The organism is Weissella confusa (assembly GCA_041871065.1).
GTDB lineage: Bacteria > Bacillota > Bacilli > Lactobacillales > Lactobacillaceae > Weissella > Weissella confusa_A.
Genome location: CP168942.1, coordinates 1395834 through 1419236 on the forward strand (window position 1 = coordinate 1395834; position 23403 = coordinate 1419236).

Here is a 23403-nt window from a genome sequence, read left to right on the forward strand (position 1 = left end):
TCTCCTTTTCACATCATTAAATATCTGAATCTTCCTTGTAACCATACGTTTGCAAGGCTTGTGGCTTATCACGCCAACGTTCTTCAACCTTAACCCACGTCTCCAAGAAAATCTTGTCTCCAAGCAAGCGTTCGATATCCTTACGGGCACGAACACCGATTTCCTTGATCATCGCACCTTGCTTACCGATAACGATGTTCTTTTGCGTTGGACGCTCAACAACAATCGTGGCTTGCACGTGCAAGTGGTTCTCATCTTGACGTTCGATCTTATCAATCACAACAGCAACTGAGTGTGGCACTTCTTGACGTGTCAATTGTAGTACCTTCTCACGAATCAACTCACTCATGATGAAACGCTCTGGGTGGTCCGTAATTTGGTCAGCTGGGTAGTATTGTGGTCCTTCTTCCATCTTGTCCATGGCGAAATCCAACAACTCTGGCACACCATCACCCTTCAAAGCTGAAATTGGGAAGATTTCCGCAAATTCCATTTGTTGGCTGTAATCAGCAATGATAGCCAACAAGTCTGATGGGTTCACCAAATCAATCTTGTTGATGATCAAGTAAACTGGTGTGTTTGTGTCCTTCAAACGGTTGATGATGAAGTCATCACCGGCACCACGTGGCTCGTCGGCGTTAACCAAGAACCAAACCATATCAGCTTCACGCAAAGCTGACATCGCCGTCTTCACCATGAAGTCACCCAATGAATTGTGTGGCTTGTGAATTCCAGGCGTGTCCATGAACACAATTTGACCTTCATCAGTTGTGTAAATTCCTTGGATCTTGTTACGTGTCGTTTGTGCCTTTGGTGACATGATGGCAATCTTTTCACCAATCATCTTGTTCAAAAGCGTTGACTTACCAACGTTTGGACGACCAACTAGGGCAACGAAACCTGACTTAAATCCTTGTTCACTCATGTATATTATTCTCTATTCTTTCTATAATCCACGCATCGCGCGTACAACTAACTTATTTAATAATCATCTGCAAATTTGGCAAGATGTATGGTTGGAAAATCAAAACACCAATCACAATGGCAAACGCCACCGCCGCCAAAACGGCACCAGACGCCACGTCCTTCGCCACCTTAGCCAGCAGGTGATATTGTTCACCCACAATCAAATCAACAATTGCTTCGACCATGGTATTCACGAACTCAGCCATGATAACCGTAAAGACGGCAACTGAAATCCACAACCAATCTGAACGTCCTAGTTTAACATAGATGCCGACAAGTAAGACTACAATCGCCGCAACAATATGAAAACGCATGTTTCGTTCACGAACCAAAAGTTGACCAATACCTTCTAAGGCATGTCCAAGGGCTTGGAGGAAGTGCGTATTTTTCTCAATTTGTGGCTCTTGTGTAGCAGCCTTTTTCTTATCGTGTAAGTCCATAACTATCTAAAATCTCACGTTGCAAATCAAACATAATCTTTTCGTCTTCATCACTGCGCATGTGGTCGTAACCATTCAAGTGCAAGAAGCCGTGGACAACCAAGAAGCCTAGTTCACGCTCATATGAGTGTTCCAGGTATTCCGCTTGCTCACCAATCTTATCGACAGAAACGATAATGTCACCAATGTTCTTAGCCAAATCTTCGGCCATCTCTTCATCCATCATCAATGGCAAATCATCACCATCTTCTTCAATGGCAAATGAAATGACATCAGTTGGCTTATCCAAACCACGGTATTCGCGGTTGTAACGTTGAATTTCATCATTGTTTACGAACGTTACTGACATTTCAGTATCAGCTGGCAACTTCATATACTCACCAGCGTAGTCCAAAACCTTTTCAACGAGTTCAATTTGCTCAGCGGGAACGCCGGGCTTTGATTGGTCAATAATTGCCAAATCCATAATCTTAATCCTTCTTCTCTTTTGCTTCTTTTGCCTTTTCTTGCGCTGCATCAAAGGCGTCATACGCATTAATAATCGCTCCGACAACTGGGTGACGCACAACGTCATCTGCCGCGAACTCAATAAATTCGATATGTGACACATTTACCAACACACGACGGGCTTGAATCAAACCTGAACGCACCTTACTTGGCAAATCAATTTGTGACACGTCACCGTTAACCACCATGTGTGATCCGAATCCCAAACGGGTTAGGAACATCTTCATTTGTTGTGGTGTTGTATTTTGTGCTTCATCCAAGATGATAAAGGCATTATCCAACGTACGACCACGCATGTAGGCCAATGGTGCAATTTCAATCGTACCACGATCCATCAAACGCTCCGTGTGCTCGGCACCTAGAATAGCATGCAACGCATCATAAATTGGTCGTAGGTAAGGATCGACCTTTTCCTTCAAATCACCAGGCAAGAAACCAAGGCTTTCACCAGCTTCAACAGCCGGACGAGTAATGATAATCTTCTCCACATCACCGCGCTTCAAAGCAGCCACGGCCATGACAACAGCCAAATACGTCTTTCCAGTACCAGCTGGTCCAATGCCAAACGTAATATCATTATTGCGAATGGCTTGGATATAGCGACGTTGACCGTAGTTCTTAACACGAACTGGGTGTCCCTTGGCATCACGAATCAACGTTTCCGTGTACATGTCGCCAAAGTATTCCAACGTACCACGCTCTGACATCTTCATCGCTGATACGATATCAGTCGCGTTTAGCTTCACACCCTTTTTAATCAAAGCGGCCAATTCAGCGACAATCGCTTCAGCAGCATCTACCGCTTCAGCTTCACCCTTAATCGTTAGTTGGTCCCCAAACACAGACAATGCAACCTGCATGCCTTCTTCAATTAACTTCAAATTACTGTCTTGTGCGCCGACCAAACCAATTTCTTGCTCAGCATTTTCAAAACGATAAACTTTTTCAACTTGTGCTGCCAAAAATGTAATCCCTCTAATTCGAATTATTCTCTTACGGTTACTATTATACCGCAAATATATATGTATCGGGGGTATCCCCCGTATCATAGTTCGACCTTAATTAGCCCAACAATGATTGAACAGTTTGGTTAACCAACTTACCGTCAGCCTTACCCTTAACCTTAGGCATCAAAGCGCCCATTACCTTACCCAAATCAGCCTTTGATGATGCACCGACTTCAGCAATCGTTTCCTTAACAACGGCAACGACTTCTTCTTCAGACATTTGCTCAGGCATGTAACGCTTCAAAACGTCGATTTGACCTTGGATTTCTTCTGCCAAATCTTCACGATCAGCATCCTTGTATGATTCCAACTCTTCGACACGTTGCTTCATCTCACGTGACAAAACAGCCAATTCTTCGTCAGCAGTCAAGTCGTGACCCAACTTGATTTGCTCGTTAGAAACTGAAGACTTGACCATACGAACAACGCCCAAAGTAACCTTGTCCTTAGCCTTCATAGCTTCCTTCATGTCGTTAGTCAATTGTTCCAACAAACTCATAATCATAATCTCCTTTAATTACTTGAATATAAAACAAAACCGGACCACCAGCAGGTAGCCCGGCAAGAGTCGAATTAACGGCTCTTCTTGTTCTTGCGCTTACGAGCGGCCTCAGCCTTCAACTTACGTTGTACTGATGGCTTGATGTAGAACTCACGCTTACGGTACTCTTGCAAGGTACCATCCTTTGATACACCACGCTTGAAGCGACGGAGAGCATCATCAAGAGACTCATTCTTACGAACAACAGTCTTTGCCATAATGTTTACCCTCCCTTCCCGTGTGAAGTTTCCAACTTTTATATATGTCGCACACTTTTGTTCTTTAATAGTTTACCAGAATTGAACCTGTTGTCAACGCTTTATACAAAACTGCTGACGATTTGTTATCACTCTTCACCTAGTCACACCTAAAATGTTTGTCCCTAAGCTTTTTGTACCTAACAAACCGTTAGATTACAACTTTGGCTCGTAGAAACGACCGAACGTGCGATCGATGCGCCAAAGTGATGCCCAAGCCTGTGGGTCAACTTCGTAAATCGCATCACGCAGGTCATATTGTTCATACATTGAGATAACGGTGAACAAGACTTCCTTGTGGTGGTGGTTATACCCACCCTCAGCGTGGTGCACAATCGTAATACCACGACGGATATCACGTTGAATGGCCTCGATAACCAAATCAGGCTTTTCTGTCACAATCATCACTTGCATCTTTTGTTGACGTGTATAAACCAAATCAATGACGCGGGCGTTGATAACCAGACCAATACCGGTATACAACGCATATTGTGGACCAAACAAGAATCCTGATGCTAATAAGATAAAGAAGTTAAACGTTAAGTTCACCGCTCCCATCTTCATGCCAGTCTTGCGACGAACCAGAATACCAATAATATCCAACCCACCAGTTGAGAGCCCGTTTCGTAGAGCCAACCCGGTTCCAAATCCGTTGACAGCACCACCGAAGATGGCCATGACAAGTGGATCGTGCGTCCATAATTGCTCCGGTTGCGAAACCAAACGCATCGCAATTGCGGCCAGCAACAAAGCCAACGCCGTAAACATCGCAAATCGCTTACCAATCGCACGGTAGGCGGTAATCATTAGTGGTACGTTAATCAGCACCAGTAAGACACCAACTGGCACATGCCATCCCACAAAGCGTTCCAGCAATGTGTTCAGCAACTGGGCTAGTCCTGTAAATCCAGAAGAATAAATGTGTCCGGGTGTCCAAAAAAAGTTCAACGCAATCGCTGAAGCAACTGCGTATACCATCGCACTACCGATGCGACTTGAGTACTGGTGTCGATTAAAATACTGTTCTATCTGGTCCATTTTCTCGCTTCTTTCAATTTGTACTTTATGATTTTAGCACGAAAACGCCCATAAAAATAAAAAACTTACGGACCAACGCCCGTAAGTTTTTGTCATGCTTTAATTATCGTGTCTCGTTTTCTTCGTCACGCTCTTCACGACGACGACGGAAGAATGCGAACAAGAAGCCAAGGATTGCTCCCGCCACCATCGTGAACCATTCAGATCCAACGCCGGCTTGTTCCAACTTCAATGCATTAGAACGCTTGGCATCCTCAGAAACAATCATGTCGTGAATCAAGTCACGCCCAGCACTTGAACTTGCAAGACGTGCTTGGTTGCTGTTTGATGATGCTTGGCTAAGCGTTGGTTGATTTGATGACGCATAGCTACCGATGAACGTGGTTGCATCATCACCAAATACCGCTGTACGTGCAGTTGTGTTAGCACCCGCTGAAACCAATCTTGGTGTTTCGTTAGTCACGAGGCCAGTTTGTTACTCATCAGGCGTCGTAACGGCTGACGCGCTTGAATCATCCGACGTATTTACTTCATTTGAATCGTTTGCGTTGTTTTGATCATCAACAACCGGTGCATCTGGATTGGTGACGTTTGTATCACCTTCACCTGACACAACTGGCGCTGCGATATCGCCTGTATCTGGCTTACCACCTTCAGTGTTCCCATCAATTGTTTGTTGACCATTGTCGGGTGTACTTGGTGCTGGAACAGCCCCATAACCTGGCTCAGTAGGTGCTAGGATATCACCGGTATCTGGCGTGCTTGGTGCTGAAATATTTCCAGTATCGCCCTTGCCACCTTCGGTATTACCATCGATGTTGATATTTCCGGTGTCACCCTTACCGTCTTCTGTATCACCATTGATTGTTTGGTCACCTTGGTCTGGTGTGCTTGGTGCTAGAATGTCGCCAGTGTCTGGGTTACTTGGCGCTGAAATGTCACCAGTGTCGGCCTTACCACCCTCGGTATTACCATCAATGTTGATGTTTCCCGTGTCACCTTTGCCACCTTCAGTATCACCGTTGATGGTTTGGTCACCTTGGTCTGGTGTGCTTGGCGCTAGGATATCACCGGTGTCCGGATCGCTTGGCGCTGAAATATTTCCAGTATCTCCCTTGCCACCTTCAGTATTACCATCAATATTAATGTCACCCGTGTCGCCCTTACCACCTACTGTGTTCCCATCAATCGTTTGGTCACCTTGGTCTGGTGTGCTTGGTGCTAGGATATCGCCGGTGTCTGGTGTACTTGGCGCTGAAATGTTCCCCGTATCTGCCTTGCCACCTTCAGTATTACCATCAATGTTGATGTCACCAGTGTCACCCTTACCACCTACTGTGTTTCCATCAATCGTTTGGTCACCTTGGTCTGGCTTTCCACCTACTGTGTTTCCGTCGATGTTGATATCCCCGGTATCACCCTTACCACCAACAGTATTCCCGTCAATGTTGATGTCGCCAGTGTCGCCCTTGCCGCCTACTGTGTTCCCGTCAATCGTTACATCCCCAGTGTCAGGCGTTTGCAATGGCACGCTTGGCAATGTCGTCCAATCAGAAAAATTAGGGGCATCGATAGGTCCCGTCGTCCAGCCAGTTTCTGGATCTTCTGGCTTAGGCGCCTCCGGGTCCTCAGGCGTAGCTGGGCGCTCGCCTTGTTGAATACCCACGTACATTCCTTGCGCACCATACCAAGATTCTGATTGATCGCCGCTTGCGCTCACTTGGTACAACACTTGGAATTGAATGTCGTAGACACTGTTAAACTTAACAACGATTTGCGCAGTCGAACCGACGCTAAGCAAGCGGCTACTCTTGAAAGTTAAGTAGCCATCAAATTGTTGGCCGTTAACTGAAATACTTCCAGGGTGCCAATCCATGGCCTTTTGTCCATTAATCATGAAGCCCGCTTCACGAATAATCTCAGTGCGAACATCGGCATCCCCGAGCTTTGCATTCAAAGCATCCATATCTGTCGTGTACAACGGTGAGTTCCATGTCACCTTAGTTGCGTTGTCCAAAGTGGTTGATGCCGTGTGACTATTATCAGTCAAATAAACATCATCAGAACCGTAGGCAGTCCCTGCCACAGTCATCATTCCTAGAACAACAGCTGAAGATAATGCTAATTTACGCCAATTCAACATGTCACAATTCCCCAAATTTCTTTAATCCAAATTCTCTAACAAAAGATACTTACTTATCTTTATCACTAACAAAAAAGTATAAGGAGGATTTATGAACAAAATGTGAAATACGACGAATTCAGCTGTGCTATTTTTGCAACAAAATAACTTACTATTAATAGGAAAATCGATTGACAAACCAAAAAAGAGCGAGCTTACAGAAAACTGCAAACTCGCTCAATTAAAAACAATTATTCTTCTGACATGTTTGGTGCTTCAATGTCGGCGTATACAGGCGCCGTCAAGCCCAAGTCATCAACGATTTGTGCCTTGGCAACAGGTGTTGGTGCTTCTGTCATTGGCTCAGTAGCCTTTGAGTTCTTAGGGAACGCAATCACTTCACGGATGTTGTCACGTCCAGCCAACAACATAGCCAAACGATCCAATCCTAGAGCGATTCCACCCATTGGAGGGAAGCCGTATTCCATACCTTCAAGCAAGAAGCCGAATGCATCGTGCGCTGCTTCCTTAGTGAAGCCAAGCGCTGACAACATCTTCTCTTGGATGTCCATACGGTGAATACGGATTGAACCTGAACCCAACTCGTATCCGTTCAAAACAAGGTCGTATGATTGGGCGTGTGCTTGGTGAGCACCTTCCGTCGTCTCCAACAATGGCAAATCTTCTTCGTTTGGCATTGTGAATGGGTGGTGTGCCGCAATCCAACGATCTTCTTCAGCTTGGTGCTCAAACAATGGCCAGTTAACAACCCAAGCGAAAGCCCACTTACTGTTGTCAATCAAGTCCATTTCCTTAGCCGTCATACGACGCAAAGCATCCAACGTTGCTGAAACAACGCCTTCTGAATCAGCCGCGAACAGAATCAAGTCGCCAGCCTTAGCTTCAGTTTGGGCCAACAAGTCGTCACCCTTCGTCGTCAAGAACTTAGCGATTGGTCCAGTGATACCTTCATCAGTCACCTTCAACCAAGCCAATCCCTTGGCACCGAAACGCTCGATGTATTGAGCCATCTTATCAATGTCCTTACGTGAGTAGTGATCAGCACCACCAGGTACAACGATTGCCTTTACTTGGCCACCGTTATTAACCGCGTTAGCAAAGACACCGAATTCTGAATCAGCCATCAACTCTGACAAATCTTGCAATTCCATGCCGAAACGCATGTCAGGCTTGTCAGTTCCGAAACGCTTGATTGAATCAGCGTAATCCAACACTGGAATTTGAGCCGTATCCAAATCAACATCAACTGTCTTCTTCATGATAGCGGCAACCCATTCGTTAACCAATGCCATGATTTCGTCTTGCGTCATGAATGACGTTTCAACGTCCAGTTGCGTAAATTCTGGTTGACGGTCACCACGCAAATCTTCGTCACGGAAGGCACGGGCAACTTGGTAGTAACGGTCAAAGCCGGCACCCATCAACAATTGCTTAAACAATTGTGGTGATTGTGGCAAAGCGTAGAATGAACCAGGGTAAACACGTGATGGCACTAGGTAATCACGGGCTCCTTCTGGCGTTGACTTAGCCAAGTATGGCGTCTCAATATCAATAAAGCCGTTTGCATCCAAGAATTCGTGCGTTGCAGCCGTAATCTTTGAACGGATACGCAAGTTCTTTTGCATCTCAGGACGACGCAAATCCAAGTAACGGTACTTCAAACGCAATTCGTCTGAAACGTTGATGTCGTCTTCAATGTAGAATGGCGTCGTCTTAGCTTCTGACAAAATCGTTGCCTTGGCAACTTGCACTTCAATCTTACCTGACTTCAAGTTATCGTTAACCGCACCTTCAGCACGTGAACGAACAACACCTTCAACTTCGATAACGAATTCTGAACGCATCTTTTCAGCAACTGCCAAAGCATCTGCGCCAAATTCTTCTGAGAAGGCCAATTGCACAATACCTTCACGGTCACGCAAATCAACGAAAATCAAACCACCCAAGTCACGGCGCTTTTGCACCCATCCTTGTAGCGTGACAGTTTGATCAAGGTAGGCTTCATCAATCAAGCCAGCATAGTTAGTACGCTTCATAATTAGTTTTCCTCTTCTACGTCTTCTTCAACTTCAATAAACTCTGGGAGACCCGTGTAAAGTTCAGCCAACTTTACCGTGATTTCTTCACCAGTCGTCATGTTCTTCAAGTTTGCCGTTTGCTCAGCCAATTCACGTTCACCGATCGTAATGATGAAGCGTGCGCCCAGCTTGTCGGCTGTCTTAAATTGTGCCTTTAGCTTACGGTCTTGGTAATCGCGTTCTGCGCTGTAACCAAATGAACGCACTGCTTGAACCATTTGCATAGCTGCAACATCAGTGCCTTCACCCATGTTGGCAACGTAAACATCCAACGGTGCTTGTTCAGGCAACGTTGCACCCTCTGCTTCAAGCAACAACATCAAACGCTCAAGACCGATTCCAAAGCCGACACCTGGCATTTCTGGTCCGCCAAATTCTTCAACCAAGCCGTTGTAACGACCACCACCAGTGATTGTCGTCCAACCGCGACCAAGGGCAGCTGATTGCGTCATCACTTCGAAAATCGTGTGGTTGTAGTAATCCAACCCACGCACAACATTAGCGTCGACTTCGTAATCAATCCCCATTGCTTCAAGGTAGGCTTGAACCTTTTCCCAGTGCGCTTGGGCATCTTCCGTCAAGTAATCCAAGATTGATGGTGCATCTGCAACGATGGCTTGATCCTTTTCATCCTTAGAGTCCAAGACACGCAATGGGTTCTTCTCCAAACGCGTTTGTGAGTCAGCAGACAACTCATCAAAGTGCGGCTTCAAGAAGTCGATCAAGGCATTACGGTAGTTTTCACGTGATTCCTTGTCACCCAAAGAGTTAATCTTAACCTTCAAGTTCGTCACACCCAATGTTTGGAACAAATCAACTGCCATTGCAATAACTTCAGCATCCAAAGCAGGTGAGTCTGAACCCAAAGCTTCCACACCGATTTGGTGGAATTGACGCATACGACCGGCTTGTGGACGCTCGTAACGGAACATTGGTCCGATGTAGAACATCTTGTATGGCTTTTGGTGCTCAGGTCCAAACAACTTGTTCTCAACGAACGCACGAACAACACCGGCAGTACCTTCTGGACGCAAAGCGACGTGACGGTCACCCTTATCCTTGAAGTCATACATTTCCTTCGTCACAACGTCTGATGTATCACCAGCAGAACGGGCAAAAACATCAAAGCTTTCAAAAATTGGCGTACGTACTTCTGAGTATTGGTAGTCGCCGAACAAAAGGCGCGCCGTCTCTTCAACGTAGTGCCACTTCAATGATTCACCAGGGAGCAAATCAGCAGTTCCCTTTGGCTTTTGGAATGATTGCTTAGCCATGTTTAAAATTCCTCTCATGTTTCCGATGGTGCAAAACGAAAAGGCGCCCTCAACGACACTTCATGTATCGTCAAGGGCGCCTTTTAGCGCGGTACCACCTTGAATTTGGTCTCATGCCGTAACGTGGCAACACGCGCATTGCTGCGACCTAAAAAGTGTCCCCTTGCTTCAGTAACCACAGGCTTGCACCAGACCCTGCTCGCTTTCTTCTACCAACCACAAGTTTGCTTTCTCATCGGTTTATCTATGGGATTTATTATCCAATAGAAAGTAAATTGCGTCAAGGTCTATGGTGCCACTGTATAGCACATTAAGCGGGCATATAAACGTTCCATTTCAGTTACGCGATTTGAAACTGCTGGAACGGCCTGCCAGTCGGCTGCATTATCAAATTGCAAGAAGGCAGCACTCATATCATTAATTTGATTTTTCAACGTGGCCAAACTGTGTGCTTGTGTTTGGCCAACTTCGGCGTCAACAAAATTACGCAATTGAATGCCCAAATCACCTAAAGCTGCTGTAACCGCAGCCTTATCAAAATTGACTGGGTCATCCCCAAACATCACATTCGTCAAGTGGTAAGCAATTTCATCTACAACGCCAGCTAGACGCATAACTTCCATTGCCACCTCGTTATCAGTATTAATCGCTGTCATATTAAATGCCTCATTTCTAAACACATTCCCCATCAAAGAAATGGTATCGAAATTCCGCGAATAATTCTATCAATAACCCCTAACAACCTGTGACTAATTAACGGTTTTTACCCGATTGTCAAAATACGTTTCCAACCCTTGTTCAACATCTTGCGCAATCAATTTGCGATATGCCGGGCTCTTAATTTTCTTGAAATCACGATCAGAATTGATGTAGCCATTTTCCAACAAAGTGGCGGGCACTTTATTATCAATCAACACCACATATTCAGCACGATCGATTCCACGATTCTCCAAAGGCATATTTGGATTCATCGCATCATTAATTGCCTGTGCTAAGTCCTTTGACCCGTTGTCCTTGTGGTAATAATAAGCAGTATAACCACTTGCCCCATTCGCCTCGGTCACCGAGTCAAAGTGGAACGAAATAAACGCATCAGCATTCGCGTTTTCTGCCACCTTTGGAATTTGAGACAGATAAACCAATTTATCGCTGTCACGTGTCATGATGACGCGCGCACCAGTGGCACGCAACGTTTTAGCAACTTGTTGGGCAAGTAGCAACGTATAAGTCTTTTCAAACTTACCGCTATTTGACTCGGCACCAGGATCAGTACCACCGTGACCAGGGTCCAAAACAATTGTTGCTTCAGAAAGTGGCGTGACCTTATCCAAGGGTGTTGTGCGTTCTAGCAACCAGCTAGCCACCCACCCTGTCGATTCATCTTCACGACGCACTTGGTACCAGCCATTGTCTTCTTGCAAAATTTGTAAGTGTTCTCCTTGTTTCAGAACCGAAATAGGCGTACTTGTCACCCCGCGTTTTTCACGCAAGGTTAGGTTCGGAATCTGCACCGTAATTTGCTGATTATACAGCATCACCGTCGTAACGGAAACCGCAATCGCCAGCATACCAACGGTGATTGCCAACGGCACCCAAAACTTCGTAATCCATGCCAACATTAACCGGCCTAGTTTTTGCATGTTGTCATGTCCTTTCTCTAATTAATGTCATTAAACAGTTTACCTTATTTCGAACAAAAAACGGCACCCACTTTTTGTGAGTGCCGTTTAATTTAAGTCTTCTATTTGGGTAAAACCCGAATTAGAAAGTCTTACCTTCCCATTCGTTTGATGGCAATGCATCAAAGTCATACGTTGCAACGTCGGCAACATCCGTGATAAAGGCGTGGGCTGGTACAGACATCATCAAGTTGATGCCACCTTCCTTTTCCTTCACCAAGATAACTGGCTTCTTCGTTGCTTCTGAGTAACCTATCTCCCAGGCAGTACCTGGATCAACGTGCTCACCCTCATAGTCAATCACAGCAATTACAACTTCGGCTGGATCCAAGTGATCCTTATCACCCTTGTAAATTGCCTTTGCCCATTCCTTTGAACCGAATTCAAATTCGTCGTGTTGCTCAGTACGTGGACTGAAGAATTCTGATACCGTTGGGTTGGCTGCTAGAGCCTTTTCCATACGTTCAATACGATCAATTTGGTCATCATCAAAAAATGGACCGGCTAGGTAGACGCGCTTCATAAAATTCCCTCTTCATCTAACTTTTATTATTTAGTCTTACCCAATAATTCTACCTGACGAATAGTGAACAAGCAACATCTACATAAATGGCGCATCTGCTTTATTGGCAAATGGTGCTGACGCTGTTTTAGCCACCTGAACTTGCGTGTGTAGCAACGATGCATTGGCATGCGTCAAATCTGGAATATACACCACTTCCATGTCGTACGTCTGCCCCTCACAGCGTACGACTTTCCCGATGAACGGCCGGTCAATGCCCTTTGCTTCATCGCAATGGGCCAAGTCGCCAACTTGTAACTCATAATCTTGCATAGGCACTTCCCCCTGTACTAGTCTTTGCGATTAGTGTACCCAGCGCGTTTGATGAAGCCACGCATAATTATTGATTTTTTCTCGGAGTTAGTGTGCCACGTATTGGCGTTGTTGATCCTTCAAACCAGCCAAGACAAACTTAGCTGGATCAGCTGAGATATCAAACTCGCGATCTTCTGAACCGTGCAAACCAGCCATAAACACTTCCTCGTATGCTGGAATCGTCAAATACTCACGATTCTCAAACAACGCGTCCATTTGACCAGCAATCAAGCCATCGCGGAAATTAGGTTGCAAAATAGCTGAGTAGAACTCACCCTCGGCACCAGAACCATATGAGAAGATACCCAAACGGTCACCAGCAGCCAAGTCTTCAGAGTTGGCCAACAATGAGTACAAGCTCAAGTAAACTGAACCCGTGTACAAGTTTCCAATTCGCTTGTTGTAAACTCGGCTGGCTTCAAATTCGTTCAACAAGTCAGCTTGCTTAGCTTCATCCGCCTCAGGCAAAATGTCGCGCAAAGCCTTCAAGCCCATCTTCGTGAATGGCAAGTGGAATGCGTATGCCTTAAAGTCGTTAATTGAACGACCCGTCTTCTCCTTGTATCGTGACCACAAATCACGGAAGAACTCACGGTAAACTTCAGCAGAGTACTTACCATCAACCAAAGCTTCTTCAGCATAAACCGGACGCCAGAAATCCATCACGTCGCGTGACATGAATTGGTTGTCGCGATTCAATTCAAGAATACGTGGGTTTTCAGTGACCAACATGGCCACCGCACCAGCACCTTGCGTGACTTCACCTGGTGTGTGCAAACCGTAACGGGCAATATCAGATGCCATGACCAACACCTTTGAACCAGGGTGCAAAGCAACGTAGTCACGCGCTTGCATCAAACCGTACGTACCAGCGTAGCAAGCTTGCTTCATTTCAATCGTGCGTGCATATTCATTCAAGCCCAACAAACGTTGTACATAAACAGCCGCTGACTTTGAGTTATCAATACCTGATTCAGTGGCAAAAATAATCGTATCAATTTCAGCACGTTCTTCAGCCGTCAACAATTGATCAGCTGCATTAGCTGCCATCGTGACCACATCTTGAGTTGGTGGTACAACCGCTTGTTCCGTCTCACCGATACCAATCAAGTACTTATCTGGTTCTTCATTGCGCGCATTTGCCAAATCCACCATATCAATGTATTGGTGTGGTGAGAAAAAGCTCATCTTATCAATTCCAATTACTGCCATGTCTTATTTTCCTTCCACTTGAGTTGCAATGCGATTCATAATATCACGGGCCAACGCTAACTTAGATTGTAGCGGTAGCTTTTCTGGTGCCGCATCACGTTGCAACAACGTCACTTCATTTGTGTCGTGGCCAAAGCCAACTTGCGCCTTAGACACGTCGTTCGCAACCAACATGTCGGCATTCTTCTTTTCCAACTTGTTTTGCGCATACGTCAACAAATCTTGCGTTTCGGCGGCAAAGCCAACCAAATATTGGGTCGTCTTTTGTTGGCCCAAAGTCGCCAAGATATCCGGATTCTCAACCAGATCAATCGTTAACCCAGCGTGGTCAGCATTCTTCTTCATCTTTTGATCTGCCGGCGTCGCAACACGATAGTCGGATACCGCTGCTGCCATGATTGCAACATCAGTTTCCTCAAAACGTTCCGTCATCGCTGCCAACAAGTCGCGTGCTGATTGTACTGGCACCATCGTAACGCCAACTGGTGCTGGCAATTCAGATGATGATACAAGTGTCACATCTGCACCTTGTTCAGCAGCTGCTTGCGCCAACGCGTACCCCATCTTACCTGATGATCGATTCGTAATGAAACGAACTGGATCAATCGGTTCAACCGTACCACCAGCTGACACAACGACCTTTTTACCAGCTAAACGGCCCGTCTGTTGACGAAGCTTCAGATCAGCAAGCGCCAAAATCTCATCTGGTTCAGGCAAACGGCCCTTACCGGCGTAACCTTCAGCAAGCATGCCTTCGGCTGGTTCGATAATGATGACACCATCTTCACGCAACGTCTTTAGGTTACGTTGCGTTGCTGGGTTCTCATACATATTCACATTCATTGCCGGTGCAACAATCACTGGCGTGTGGCGGGCCAACAACACTGACGTTGCCGCATCATCCCCGATACCCGCAGCTATCTTCGCCAAAATGTTTGCAGTGGCCGGCACGACAAAAATATAATCCGCCCAGTCAGCCAAGCTAACGTGTGCAATCATACTTTCGTTGTGGTCATCAAACAAATCGGTCACAACCGGGTGTTGTGTTAGTGCCTCAAATGTTTTTGGGGTTACAAATTCAGTTGCAGCCTGGGTCATCACGACCTTTACATTTGCGCCTTGCTTCATCAACAAGCGCGCGAAAATGGCTGACTTATATGCTGCAACGCCCCCACTGACGATGAGCACAATGTTTTTATCAGTAAACATTTCGACACTCCTTTTGCATCTAGTTAAAAGTCATCTGTTTTAAGTTTACCATGAAGCACCACTACAAATAAAAAGAGAGTGATATCTCTGATTTTTCAGAAACATCACTCTCTTAAAGTTCACCCTTTACTTATCGGCTTGCTTACGGCGCTTAGCAATAAGCAACAACAAGATCGATGAGAATAGGAAGATACCAATTGGCAACCACCTGTTTTCATGAGCAATTGTTGTATCAAGACCAGCACGACTTACGCGTTGACCGTCCAATTGACGAACGCGGTCAATAATGCGACGTCCTTCAGTATCACCAGCCAACGTACGTGGTTCAGCGGCTTGGTATGGCAAAAGTCCACCAGTTGTTGGCGTTCCGACACTAGGGACCCATGCAACACCCGCCTCATAACCTGTGTATGGCAACACACCAGGGACAACGATTGGGTAACCACCGCTCATGTAAATCGGCGTTGTACCATACAATGCTTGCGTTGTCGTTGCTGGTGTCTCACTCGCTACCGTCGAAACAACAGCGGCTGTTGGCGCTGTTGAATCTGCCTGACTAGAGGTCGTTGGCGCTGGTACTGGTGCTTGAGTTGTCGTAGCACTCGTCGCATTCTGGGCAGCCTGTGCTTGTGTGACCGCCGATTGCAACGCCTGCATCGCTGCCAAAATATCAATCGTTAGGTTATCCGGATTGTCTGCCGCTGCTGCCGCAAGAATATCTTGCAAGCGTTGCATCGCTGCTTGTACAGCTGGATCATCACTAACCGCACTATTTTGCGCTGCTTGAATGGCTTGCTCGGCTTGACTATTCGCACTCTCACGGCTTTCCTTGGCTGGTTCAACCGTATTTCGAAGTGCATCCATCGCTGCTTCAATTGCCGTTCGCGTGGCGTTCGGATCATTAATCAACGTCTGTAACTTCTTAATCGCATCAGCCACACCCTTTTCATTCGAAACTGGCTTAGCATCAGCAATGGCTTGTTGTGCTTGATCACGCGCGTCATCAACTAACGCTGTCATCGCATCAGTCAACGCTTGCATCGCTGCCTTAATGTCTGCCGTCAAGTCATCGCTACTGTCGGTCGCTGCATTTTCAATCGCATTACGCAATGTGTGCATGGCTTCAACTACCGATGGATCATTTGCCAAGTCTGACTGCGCAGCTTGGTCTAACAACGCATTACCATCAGCACTCGTTGCGTCACGTTCTTGTGTATCCGTAGCGACTTGCTTCAACAAGTCTTCCGTTGCTTGCTTAATGTCTGCATAATTGGCGTTTGGATCATTAACCAAGGCGTTCAACGCATCGATAGCTGCTGCTGTGGCTGGCTCATGACTGACCGGTGCCGTCTTAGTCAACGCATCCGCTGCCGCGTCACGAGCTTGTTCACGGTAACCAACAACATCATTTTGCGCCTTAGTAAGCGCCTCAGTTGCTGCAGCGATATCCTTTGTCAAAGCACCACTTGAATCATTAGCAGCTTCAGTCATCAAACGTTGCAAATTAGCGACCGCTTCAGCAACCTGTGGCTCGTTTGCCACTTCAGCCGGCACGTTCGTAATGGCATCGTTCGCTGTTGTGTTAGCTGTATCACGGTTCGCCATTTCGCTCGTCGTTGCATCAGTCAGTACCTTCACTGCATCGGCAATCTCATCAGCCGTTGACTTTGGATCACCCAAAACAGCTTCCAAAGCATTCTTGGCTGTGGCCACAGCCGTTTCATTTGAAACCGGTGCTGTTGCATCCATCGCTGCTGTTGCATTATCACGTTCAGTTGCTTGGTCCGCCGCTTCCTGAGCGACTGCATCCTGCAATTGCTTCGTTGCAGTCGCAATCGCTTCGCTTGTGCCTTGGTCATCCGCGGCATTCTTCTGTGCCTCTTGCAACGCAGCAATCGCATCCTTCACTGCCTGAGATTGACTCTGATCACTATTTGCAGCGCTTGTAGCAGCATCGTTAGCTGCTTGGTTAACCGTGTTACGTTCATCGTTGGCTTCCGCAACGGCATCTTGTAACGCTTTGATTGCATCATTAATTTGGGCTGCGTTTGCCGTTGAATCATTTAGCAACGCATCCAAATCACTAACTGCTTGTTGCACACCTGGTTCTTGTGAAACCGGTGCTGTTTGCCCCTTAACCTGATCAGCAAGGTCAGCTGCTTGGTCACGTGATGTCACCGCCGCAATTTGTGCATCTTGCAACGCGTTCATGGCATCTTGAATATCACTCGTCAACGCATCAGGGCTATCCGTATCGGCTTGATTCATAACATTTTGCAACGCAGTAATCGCGTCTTGGATGCCTTGATCAGTTGACAAATCGCTGTTCTGTGCTGATGTAATGGCATCCGTTGCCGTAGACTTCGCATTGTCACGTTGCGTCTTCGTTTGATCCATAACATCTTGGTAAGCTGCCATAGCATCGTTCAAGTCGGCTGCCGTCGCGTTTGAATCATTAATCACAGCTTGCAACCCTGATTTTGCATCCGTGATGGCCGGTTCATTTGTTACCGGACTAGTCTTGCTGTCGTCCTGTAACAACGCCGAGGCTTCGTCACGAGCTGTGTCTTGGGCCTGTTCAGCTGCGGTAACCGCGTCTTGCAAAGCCGTCATCGCATCAACGATATCTTGTGATACCCAAGCATGCCCGGCATCGTCAACAGTTTCATTGGCAGCCTTAGTTTGCGCATCCTTCAAGTTTTGGATAGCCGTCAACACTGATTCGTCAGTCGCAACCGTTGATGTTTGGGCATCAGAAATCGCATCGGCGGCATCAGCATTTGTCGCATTACGTTCGGTTGTGTCACTTGCAGTTGCTGCATTCAGTGCCTTAGTTGCTTCACGCACCGCTTCAGCAGTTGCATTTTCATCCGCGAGCAGGGCTTGCAAATCAGCGATTGCTTGCGCGGTCGCTGATTCATTTGAAACTGGTTTTGTTTGACTCAACGCATTTTCAGCAGCTAGAACAGCCTCTTGCTTATCAGCCGCCGCTTCGGCAACTGTGTCAGCAAGGTTCTGGATGGCGTCAAAATGTCTTGGGTCAAAGCGGAAGCTGAATCGTTAGCTGCATTCTTTTGTAGCGTTTGCAACTTTTCGACTGCCTCTTGTACAGACGGTTCATTAATTTGTGGCGTACCTTGGGCCTTTGAAATGGCCGTGTCAGCATTGCTATTTGCAGAGTCACGGGCTGTGTTTGCCGCATCTACTGCATTTTCTAGTGCCGTTGTCGCGTCTTCAATTTCTTCGACTGTCGCGCTCGGATCGTTGAGTACCTTATCCAAGGCAGATTGCGCATCCTTAACGCCTGATTCATTCGAAACTGGCGCTGTCTCAACTTGACCAGCCGCATCACGGGCGGCATCTTGCGCAGACTTGGCGTCGGCAATCGCTTGCGTGACTGCCTTGGTTGCTGCTTCGATATCGGCCGTCAATGCACCAGCGTCATCAGTTGCCGCTTTGTTTTGCAATTCTTGCAAGGCCGTGATGGCATCTTGTACGCCTGGTTCACCAGCTTGATCGCCAGATTGCGCATCGGCAATCACATCATCAGCTGTATCATTCGCCGTGTCACGATTATCCTGCGCTGTTTTCACGGCATCCTCAAGTGCTTGTTGGGCCGCTTCAATTTCCGCGACTGTCGATGCCGGATCATCAAGCACATCATTCAACGCTTGTTGGGCGTCCTTAACACCTTGTTCATTTGAAACCGGCGCTGTTTCTACCTTACCGGCAGCATCACGGGCCGCTTCTTGGGCATCCGCCGCCTTTTGTACAGCATCAGCTATGGCTTGGGTTGCTGCCTCAATGTCCGCCGTAAGTGCATTTTCATCATCTTGACTCGCTGCATCTTGCAGGTCACGCAAAGCTTGGATAGCATCTTGCACACTTTGCTCATCAGCTTGGTTAGTTGCTTCGGCATCAGTCACTGCTTGGTCAGCCGCGTCATTAGCATCGTCACGTGCATCGGAAGCCTCATCAACCGCATCTTGCAGCGCTTGCGCAGCGTCATTAATATCCGCAATTGACACATCCCCACCAGATTCAGCCGAAGCAATCAAGTCATCCAATGCCTTTTGCGCATCGACAACATCAGCTTCATGACTAACTGGTGACGTCGCCACAGCTTGCTCATCATCGATGGCCTTTTGTTGCTCAGACTTAGCCGCATCCACTGCATCTTGTAGTGCTGTCATTGCTTCTTCAATTTGAGCAGTCGTTCCTGTATCGCCAGTTGCGTTTTCTTGTGCCTCCTTTAAGGCCGCAATCGCATCTTGAACGCCCTTTTCATCGGCATAATCCGAATTTTGAGCTGTTGTAATGGCAGAAGTCGCTTCGCTATCGATTGCCGTTCGCTCTTCGCGCACAGTGTCAATAGCCTCCTTACAAGTCTTGCATCGCTTCTTCAATGTCGGTTGCTGTCGCCTTTGGATCATCCAAAACCTGTTGCAGTGCAGCCTTAGCCGTTGCCGTATCTGGTTCTAATGAAACCGGCGCTGTGTCGCTCATCGCTTCTTGCGCTGCTGTCACTGCATCCTCACGAGCTGATGCCGCATCAGTGATTGCTTGGGCAAGTGCTTGCGTTGCTGCTTCAATGTCAGCTGTTAGTGGCACCTTACCATCAACGGTATCCGCAGTCTCAGACGTTGCATTATCAATGATGTTTTGTAGGTTTTCAATTGCTTCCTGTACACCTTCGTCATTCGCATTATCGCCTGCTTGGGCATTCGTAATAGCAGTGTCAGCAGCTGTTACCGCATCACCACGAGTTCCCTTTTCAGTCGTCGTCGCATTTGTCAAAGCAGTTGTCGCATTGGTAATTTCATCAGCTGTCGATTTTTGATTATCCAAAATATCTTGCAACGACTTATACGCAGCCAAAATGTTTGCTTCGTTAGAAACCGGCGTCATCGCTGCAATCGCCGCTGCAGCTGCTGCGCGGGCAGTTTCTTGCTCGGACTCAGCGTCAGAAATAGCCTTATTCAAAGCTTCTGTCGCCTGCGTCACCGCAGCTGTCGTGCCTGTGTCAGCATTCGCATTTGCAACAGCATCTTGCAACGCCTTTTGTGCGGCGATGACGTCTGGATCAAGCGCCGCCACTGATTGCGAAGCCTTGTCTAACGCCGTATCAGCACCTGATAAGGCGTCGTTTCGAGCTTCAAGCGCATCATTTACCGCGTCCTTCAACGCATCACGGGCCGCGATAATTTGATCGGTTGTCGATGCTGAATCCGCCAACACCTTGTCCAAATTATCCTTGGCTGACGCAACGGCCGTCTCCTGACTAACCGGATTAGTTGCCACCGCATTTGCCGAGGCCACCGCTACTGCGCGATCCAACGCATTTGTCGCATCAACAATTGCCTGGGTTGTCCCAGTATTGTTGTCGGCTGCCGCAATCGCATCATCCAAGTTTTTTTGTGCGTCGACAACAGTGCTATCGTCAGCAACACCTTGATCAGTCGCATTCTTCTCAGCTGTTTCTGCGTTTGTCTTAGCAGTTTCACGATCGTTCTTAGCCGTTGCAATCGCATCATCAAGTGCCTGTTGCGCTGCTTGTACATCAGCCGTCGTCTTGGTCGGATCATTAGAAATCGTTTCCAAGTTTGAGGCTGCTGACGACACAGCTGATTCTTGGTCGTATGGGGATGTTTCCGTTACCACAACTGTAATCGTTTTTGTTGTCTTCAAGCCCGTAGCATCCGTCGCCGTCAACGTAACTGTATACGTCCCCGGTTCATCCTTCACCACATCGGCATAGTCAGACGTCAACGTTGCGCTACCGTCCACTTGATTATCAGATACTTGTGCATTAATCGCCGTCAAGAAACTATCGGCCGTCGTACCGGCGCCAGTCGTCACTTGATAGCTATCCTTACCTGTCGAAATGGTAGGAGCCTGCGTATCCGTGTAGTTAACCGTGAACACCTGAGCATTTGCATCAGTATCCCCGTCATTATTATCTTTGTCATAGTTCAGTGTCGCTGCCAAAGCCGCTGTTAGTGTGTCATAGGTTGCGCCGTCAGGACCGGTAACGTTGTACGTATAACCGGTCTTAGCCAAGGTACTATCAGTTGCTGAAAATGCAATTTTGCTGTCAGTACCACCAGTTACCGATTCCACATCCGAGGTCGTTGCATTAATAACCTGCTTCAACGTCGCTGTTTGCTTATCAGCCTTTAAAACAATTGTTGAGTTCTGATCCGTTGCCGTGTCAGCATCGAATGTACCGGTAATCGTTGCGCTACGCATCGTTGTGGCGTACGTCATACCAATCCCTGAGGCAAATGATGTATTGGCACTGTCCAGACGGTATCCGGATGGCGTGTAAACATATAGCGACCCCGGCAAGCGGTCATCTGTCACACCTGAGACAACAGTTGGCGCACCAGAAAGCGGTGTCCCGCCTGAATAACTAAAACTAGCCTTTTGTGACAAAGCCGAGTATGAAACGCCAAAGTTTTGGGTTGCCGCGTCCGAAGCGCCCGAACTATTCGTCGTGCTGTCAAACACACCATTAGAACCCGCTGCCAGTGCTTCACTCATCGTACTATACTGGCTACCATCCGGCGCCGTGACAACATAGCTATATCCTGAAACAGCCAAACTGGTATCTGCAATGGCAATCGTGCCACCGGTAGAACCTGTCGCTGCCGTCACTGTCTCATTTTTAACAGCATTTGATGCATTCAAACCAGTCTTAGTAACCGTTGCTTGTTGTGGCGACTTCGTGTAAACAACATTCAATGAATAGTTGTACGTATTGTCATCGTTAACGTGCGCTGAAACTGTATTAGCAGTACTTGCATAATAGCCCGGAATAACTGGTGCATTATACGTAATCGTATCCGAAGTTGTACCAGTTGACACACCGGTAATTCCCAATGATTGCCCGTCTCCAATTGTAATGCTAGTCGGGTCTAACAATTGATTACCTGCCGTGTCTTTATAGGTAACATTCACCGGAATTGCTTCACGTTGTCCCTTAACATCCATGGTTGCTTCCCACAATGTCCAAGAACCACTTCCACCGGTCGTGTCGACACCGACTGACAAGTAAGGCATTTGGGTTTTGTTAATTTGAACGAAAACAGTCTTGCCAGCCATCGTCAACGTCAATCTTCCATTAGTACCATCTCCACCATCGGCATCATACGTAAGCGTATATGGCGTTCCGGTTCCTTGAGTAGTGGCATTTGTGGCAGTTCCCTGACCCGGTTGCCATGCCGAAGCATACGCTGTACTAAGTTTAACAACTCCAGCGTTTGCATCGGTTTGACGTAGCACCATGGCAGGGTACGAACCATCCGGATCACCGTAATAAGAATCCCCGGATTTATTCATGTCCCAACCAAGCGCCGTGGCGTTCTTGATTCCCGCGACACCACTGTTACCGTAGATTCCTAGTCCAGAACCTGGACCACCGTTATTACCAATCGTAGCCGGCAATTGCGGTGCCACGAAAATACCAACGAAGTCACCTTGCCAGAAATTATCTTTGGCATAAATGCTTCCTGTAACTGTAAAATCTTGGTCCGTATCCAGCGCGGTGTTATAAACCAACTTACCCGACTGATTACCACCGGTAGTCATCGTCCACCAAGACGTTGTTCCTTTTTGAGCAACCTTATTAGGATTTGACGCATCTCCTGATGTTCCATACCCCGTAAAGTTTTTCGTTCCAGTTGACGAATTAGCCGCTGTCGTACGCGGTGCATCCTCACTTGCATCAGTCACTTCATTAATCGTCTTTGCAACCGATGCAGCCGAAACGCCCTTCATGTGTAGCACACTAGCAAACTTGTCTGAAATTGGCTCAATTTGTTCCAATACATCTGGGGCAGCTGCGATTCCCCCAAGCATTGCCAAAGTGGCGACGCCCTTAACCAGCCATTTTTTCTGGCCACCATCTTCAGCTATTTTATGTAACTGGAGATCTCCCGTAACTTGAGATTTCATGTTATTTTCCTCATCAATACTCTAATTTTCTTGCTATACCGCCAGTATAAAAAACGAATATGATGTGACCGCAAAAAAACAAAGCCAAAATGCCACGAAAAGTCTGAACAGAATACGGCAAATATTTCATTTATGTGAACAAAAAAGCGACCGAGACAGAGATTGTCCCGATCGCTACGATTTACTATTTTTGCTGACGTCGTTGCGACCGAGACAGAG

20 protein-coding genes are annotated in these 23403 nt (G+C 47.0%); all 20 read right to left on the reverse strand.

Annotated elements, in window-relative coordinates; all coding sequences use genetic code 11:
* Positions 1–16 precede the first annotated feature (16 nt).
* Complete coding sequence (era, locus tag ACAW68_06605; protein XGA15150.1) at positions 17–925, reverse strand: GTPase Era; 909 nt, start codon at positions 923–925, stop codon at positions 17–19.
* 52 nt (positions 926–977) lie between these two features.
* Entirely contained in the window at positions 978–1406 is a 429-nt protein-coding gene (locus ACAW68_06610; GenBank protein ID XGA15151.1) for a diacylglycerol kinase family protein, read from the reverse strand.
* On the reverse strand, positions 1390–1872 hold the full coding sequence (gene ybeY / locus ACAW68_06615) for an rRNA maturation RNase YbeY (GenBank protein XGA15152.1): 483 nt from the start codon (positions 1870–1872) through the stop codon (positions 1390–1392). Before ybeY ends, ACAW68_06610 begins: the two co-directional genes overlap by 17 nt.
* A gap of 4 nt (positions 1873–1876) precedes the next feature.
* Entirely contained in the window at positions 1877–2875 is a 999-nt protein-coding gene (locus ACAW68_06620) for a PhoH family protein (protein XGA15153.1), read from the reverse strand.
* A 100-nt stretch (positions 2876–2975) separates the two neighbouring features.
* Positions 2976–3419 carry a GatB/YqeY domain-containing protein gene (locus tag ACAW68_06625; GenBank protein ID XGA15154.1) on the reverse strand — a complete coding sequence of 148 codons (444 nt, stop codon included), beginning with the start codon at positions 3417–3419 and terminating at the stop codon, positions 2976–2978.
* Between the two features lie 74 nt (positions 3420–3493).
* Entirely contained in the window at positions 3494–3679 is a 186-nt protein-coding gene (gene rpsU, locus ACAW68_06630) for a 30S ribosomal protein S21 (GenBank protein XGA15155.1), read from the reverse strand.
* A 195-nt stretch (positions 3680–3874) separates the two neighbouring features.
* Positions 3875–4756, reverse strand: coding sequence for a YitT family protein (locus ACAW68_06635; protein ID XGA15156.1), 882 nt, complete (start codon positions 4754–4756; stop codon positions 3875–3877).
* A 103-nt stretch (positions 4757–4859) separates the two neighbouring features.
* Complete coding sequence (locus tag ACAW68_06640; protein ID XGA15157.1) at positions 4860–5219, reverse strand: hypothetical protein; 360 nt, start codon at positions 5217–5219, stop codon at positions 4860–4862.
* Between the two features lie 12 nt (positions 5220–5231).
* Positions 5232–6899: a hypothetical protein gene (locus ACAW68_06645; protein XGA15158.1), complete on the reverse strand. Its 1668-nt coding sequence runs from the start codon at positions 6897–6899 to the stop codon at positions 5232–5234.
* Positions 6900–7129: 230 nt separating this feature from the next.
* Positions 7130–8935: an aspartate--tRNA ligase gene (gene aspS, locus ACAW68_06650; GenBank protein ID XGA15159.1), complete on the reverse strand. Its 1806-nt coding sequence runs from the start codon at positions 8933–8935 to the stop codon at positions 7130–7132.
* A gap of 2 nt (positions 8936–8937) precedes the next feature.
* A complete protein-coding gene (hisS, locus tag ACAW68_06655) occupies positions 8938–10251 on the reverse strand; it encodes a histidine--tRNA ligase (GenBank protein XGA15160.1) in 1314 nt (437 codons plus the stop codon).
* A gap of 287 nt (positions 10252–10538) precedes the next feature.
* Complete coding sequence (locus tag ACAW68_06660) at positions 10539–10907, reverse strand: hypothetical protein (GenBank protein ID XGA15161.1); 369 nt, start codon at positions 10905–10907, stop codon at positions 10539–10541.
* A gap of 93 nt (positions 10908–11000) precedes the next feature.
* Positions 11001–11891 (reverse strand): N-acetylmuramoyl-L-alanine amidase, encoded by an 891-nt coding sequence (locus ACAW68_06665; GenBank protein XGA15162.1) that lies wholly within the window; start codon positions 11889–11891, stop codon positions 11001–11003.
* A gap of 121 nt (positions 11892–12012) precedes the next feature.
* On the reverse strand, positions 12013–12453 hold the full coding sequence (locus ACAW68_06670) for a nucleoside 2-deoxyribosyltransferase (protein ID XGA15163.1): 441 nt from the start codon (positions 12451–12453) through the stop codon (positions 12013–12015).
* Positions 12454–12531: 78 nt separating this feature from the next.
* Positions 12532–12765 (reverse strand): hypothetical protein, encoded by a 234-nt coding sequence (locus ACAW68_06675; protein XGA15164.1) that lies wholly within the window; start codon positions 12763–12765, stop codon positions 12532–12534.
* Positions 12766–12852: 87 nt separating this feature from the next.
* The gene (locus ACAW68_06680; protein XGA15165.1) at positions 12853–14019 is read right to left on the reverse strand and encodes a hydroxymethylglutaryl-CoA synthase; all 1167 of its coding nucleotides are present in this window, start codon (positions 14017–14019) and stop codon (positions 12853–12855) included.
* Between the two features lie 3 nt (positions 14020–14022).
* Complete coding sequence (gene coaBC / locus ACAW68_06685) at positions 14023–15228, reverse strand: bifunctional phosphopantothenoylcysteine decarboxylase/phosphopantothenate--cysteine ligase CoaBC (protein ID XGA15166.1); 1206 nt, start codon at positions 15226–15228, stop codon at positions 14023–14025.
* Between the two features lie 126 nt (positions 15229–15354).
* Positions 15355–18174: a hypothetical protein gene (locus ACAW68_06690; GenBank protein ID XGA15167.1), complete on the reverse strand. Its 2820-nt coding sequence runs from the start codon at positions 18172–18174 to the stop codon at positions 15355–15357.
* Between the two features lie 14 nt (positions 18175–18188).
* Positions 18189–19592: a hypothetical protein gene (locus ACAW68_06695; GenBank protein XGA15168.1), complete on the reverse strand. Its 1404-nt coding sequence runs from the start codon at positions 19590–19592 to the stop codon at positions 18189–18191.
* 16 nt (positions 19593–19608) lie between these two features.
* On the reverse strand, positions 19609–23184 hold the full coding sequence (locus ACAW68_06700) for a beta strand repeat-containing protein (protein ID XGA15169.1): 3576 nt from the start codon (positions 23182–23184) through the stop codon (positions 19609–19611).
* Positions 23185–23403 lie beyond the last annotated feature (219 nt).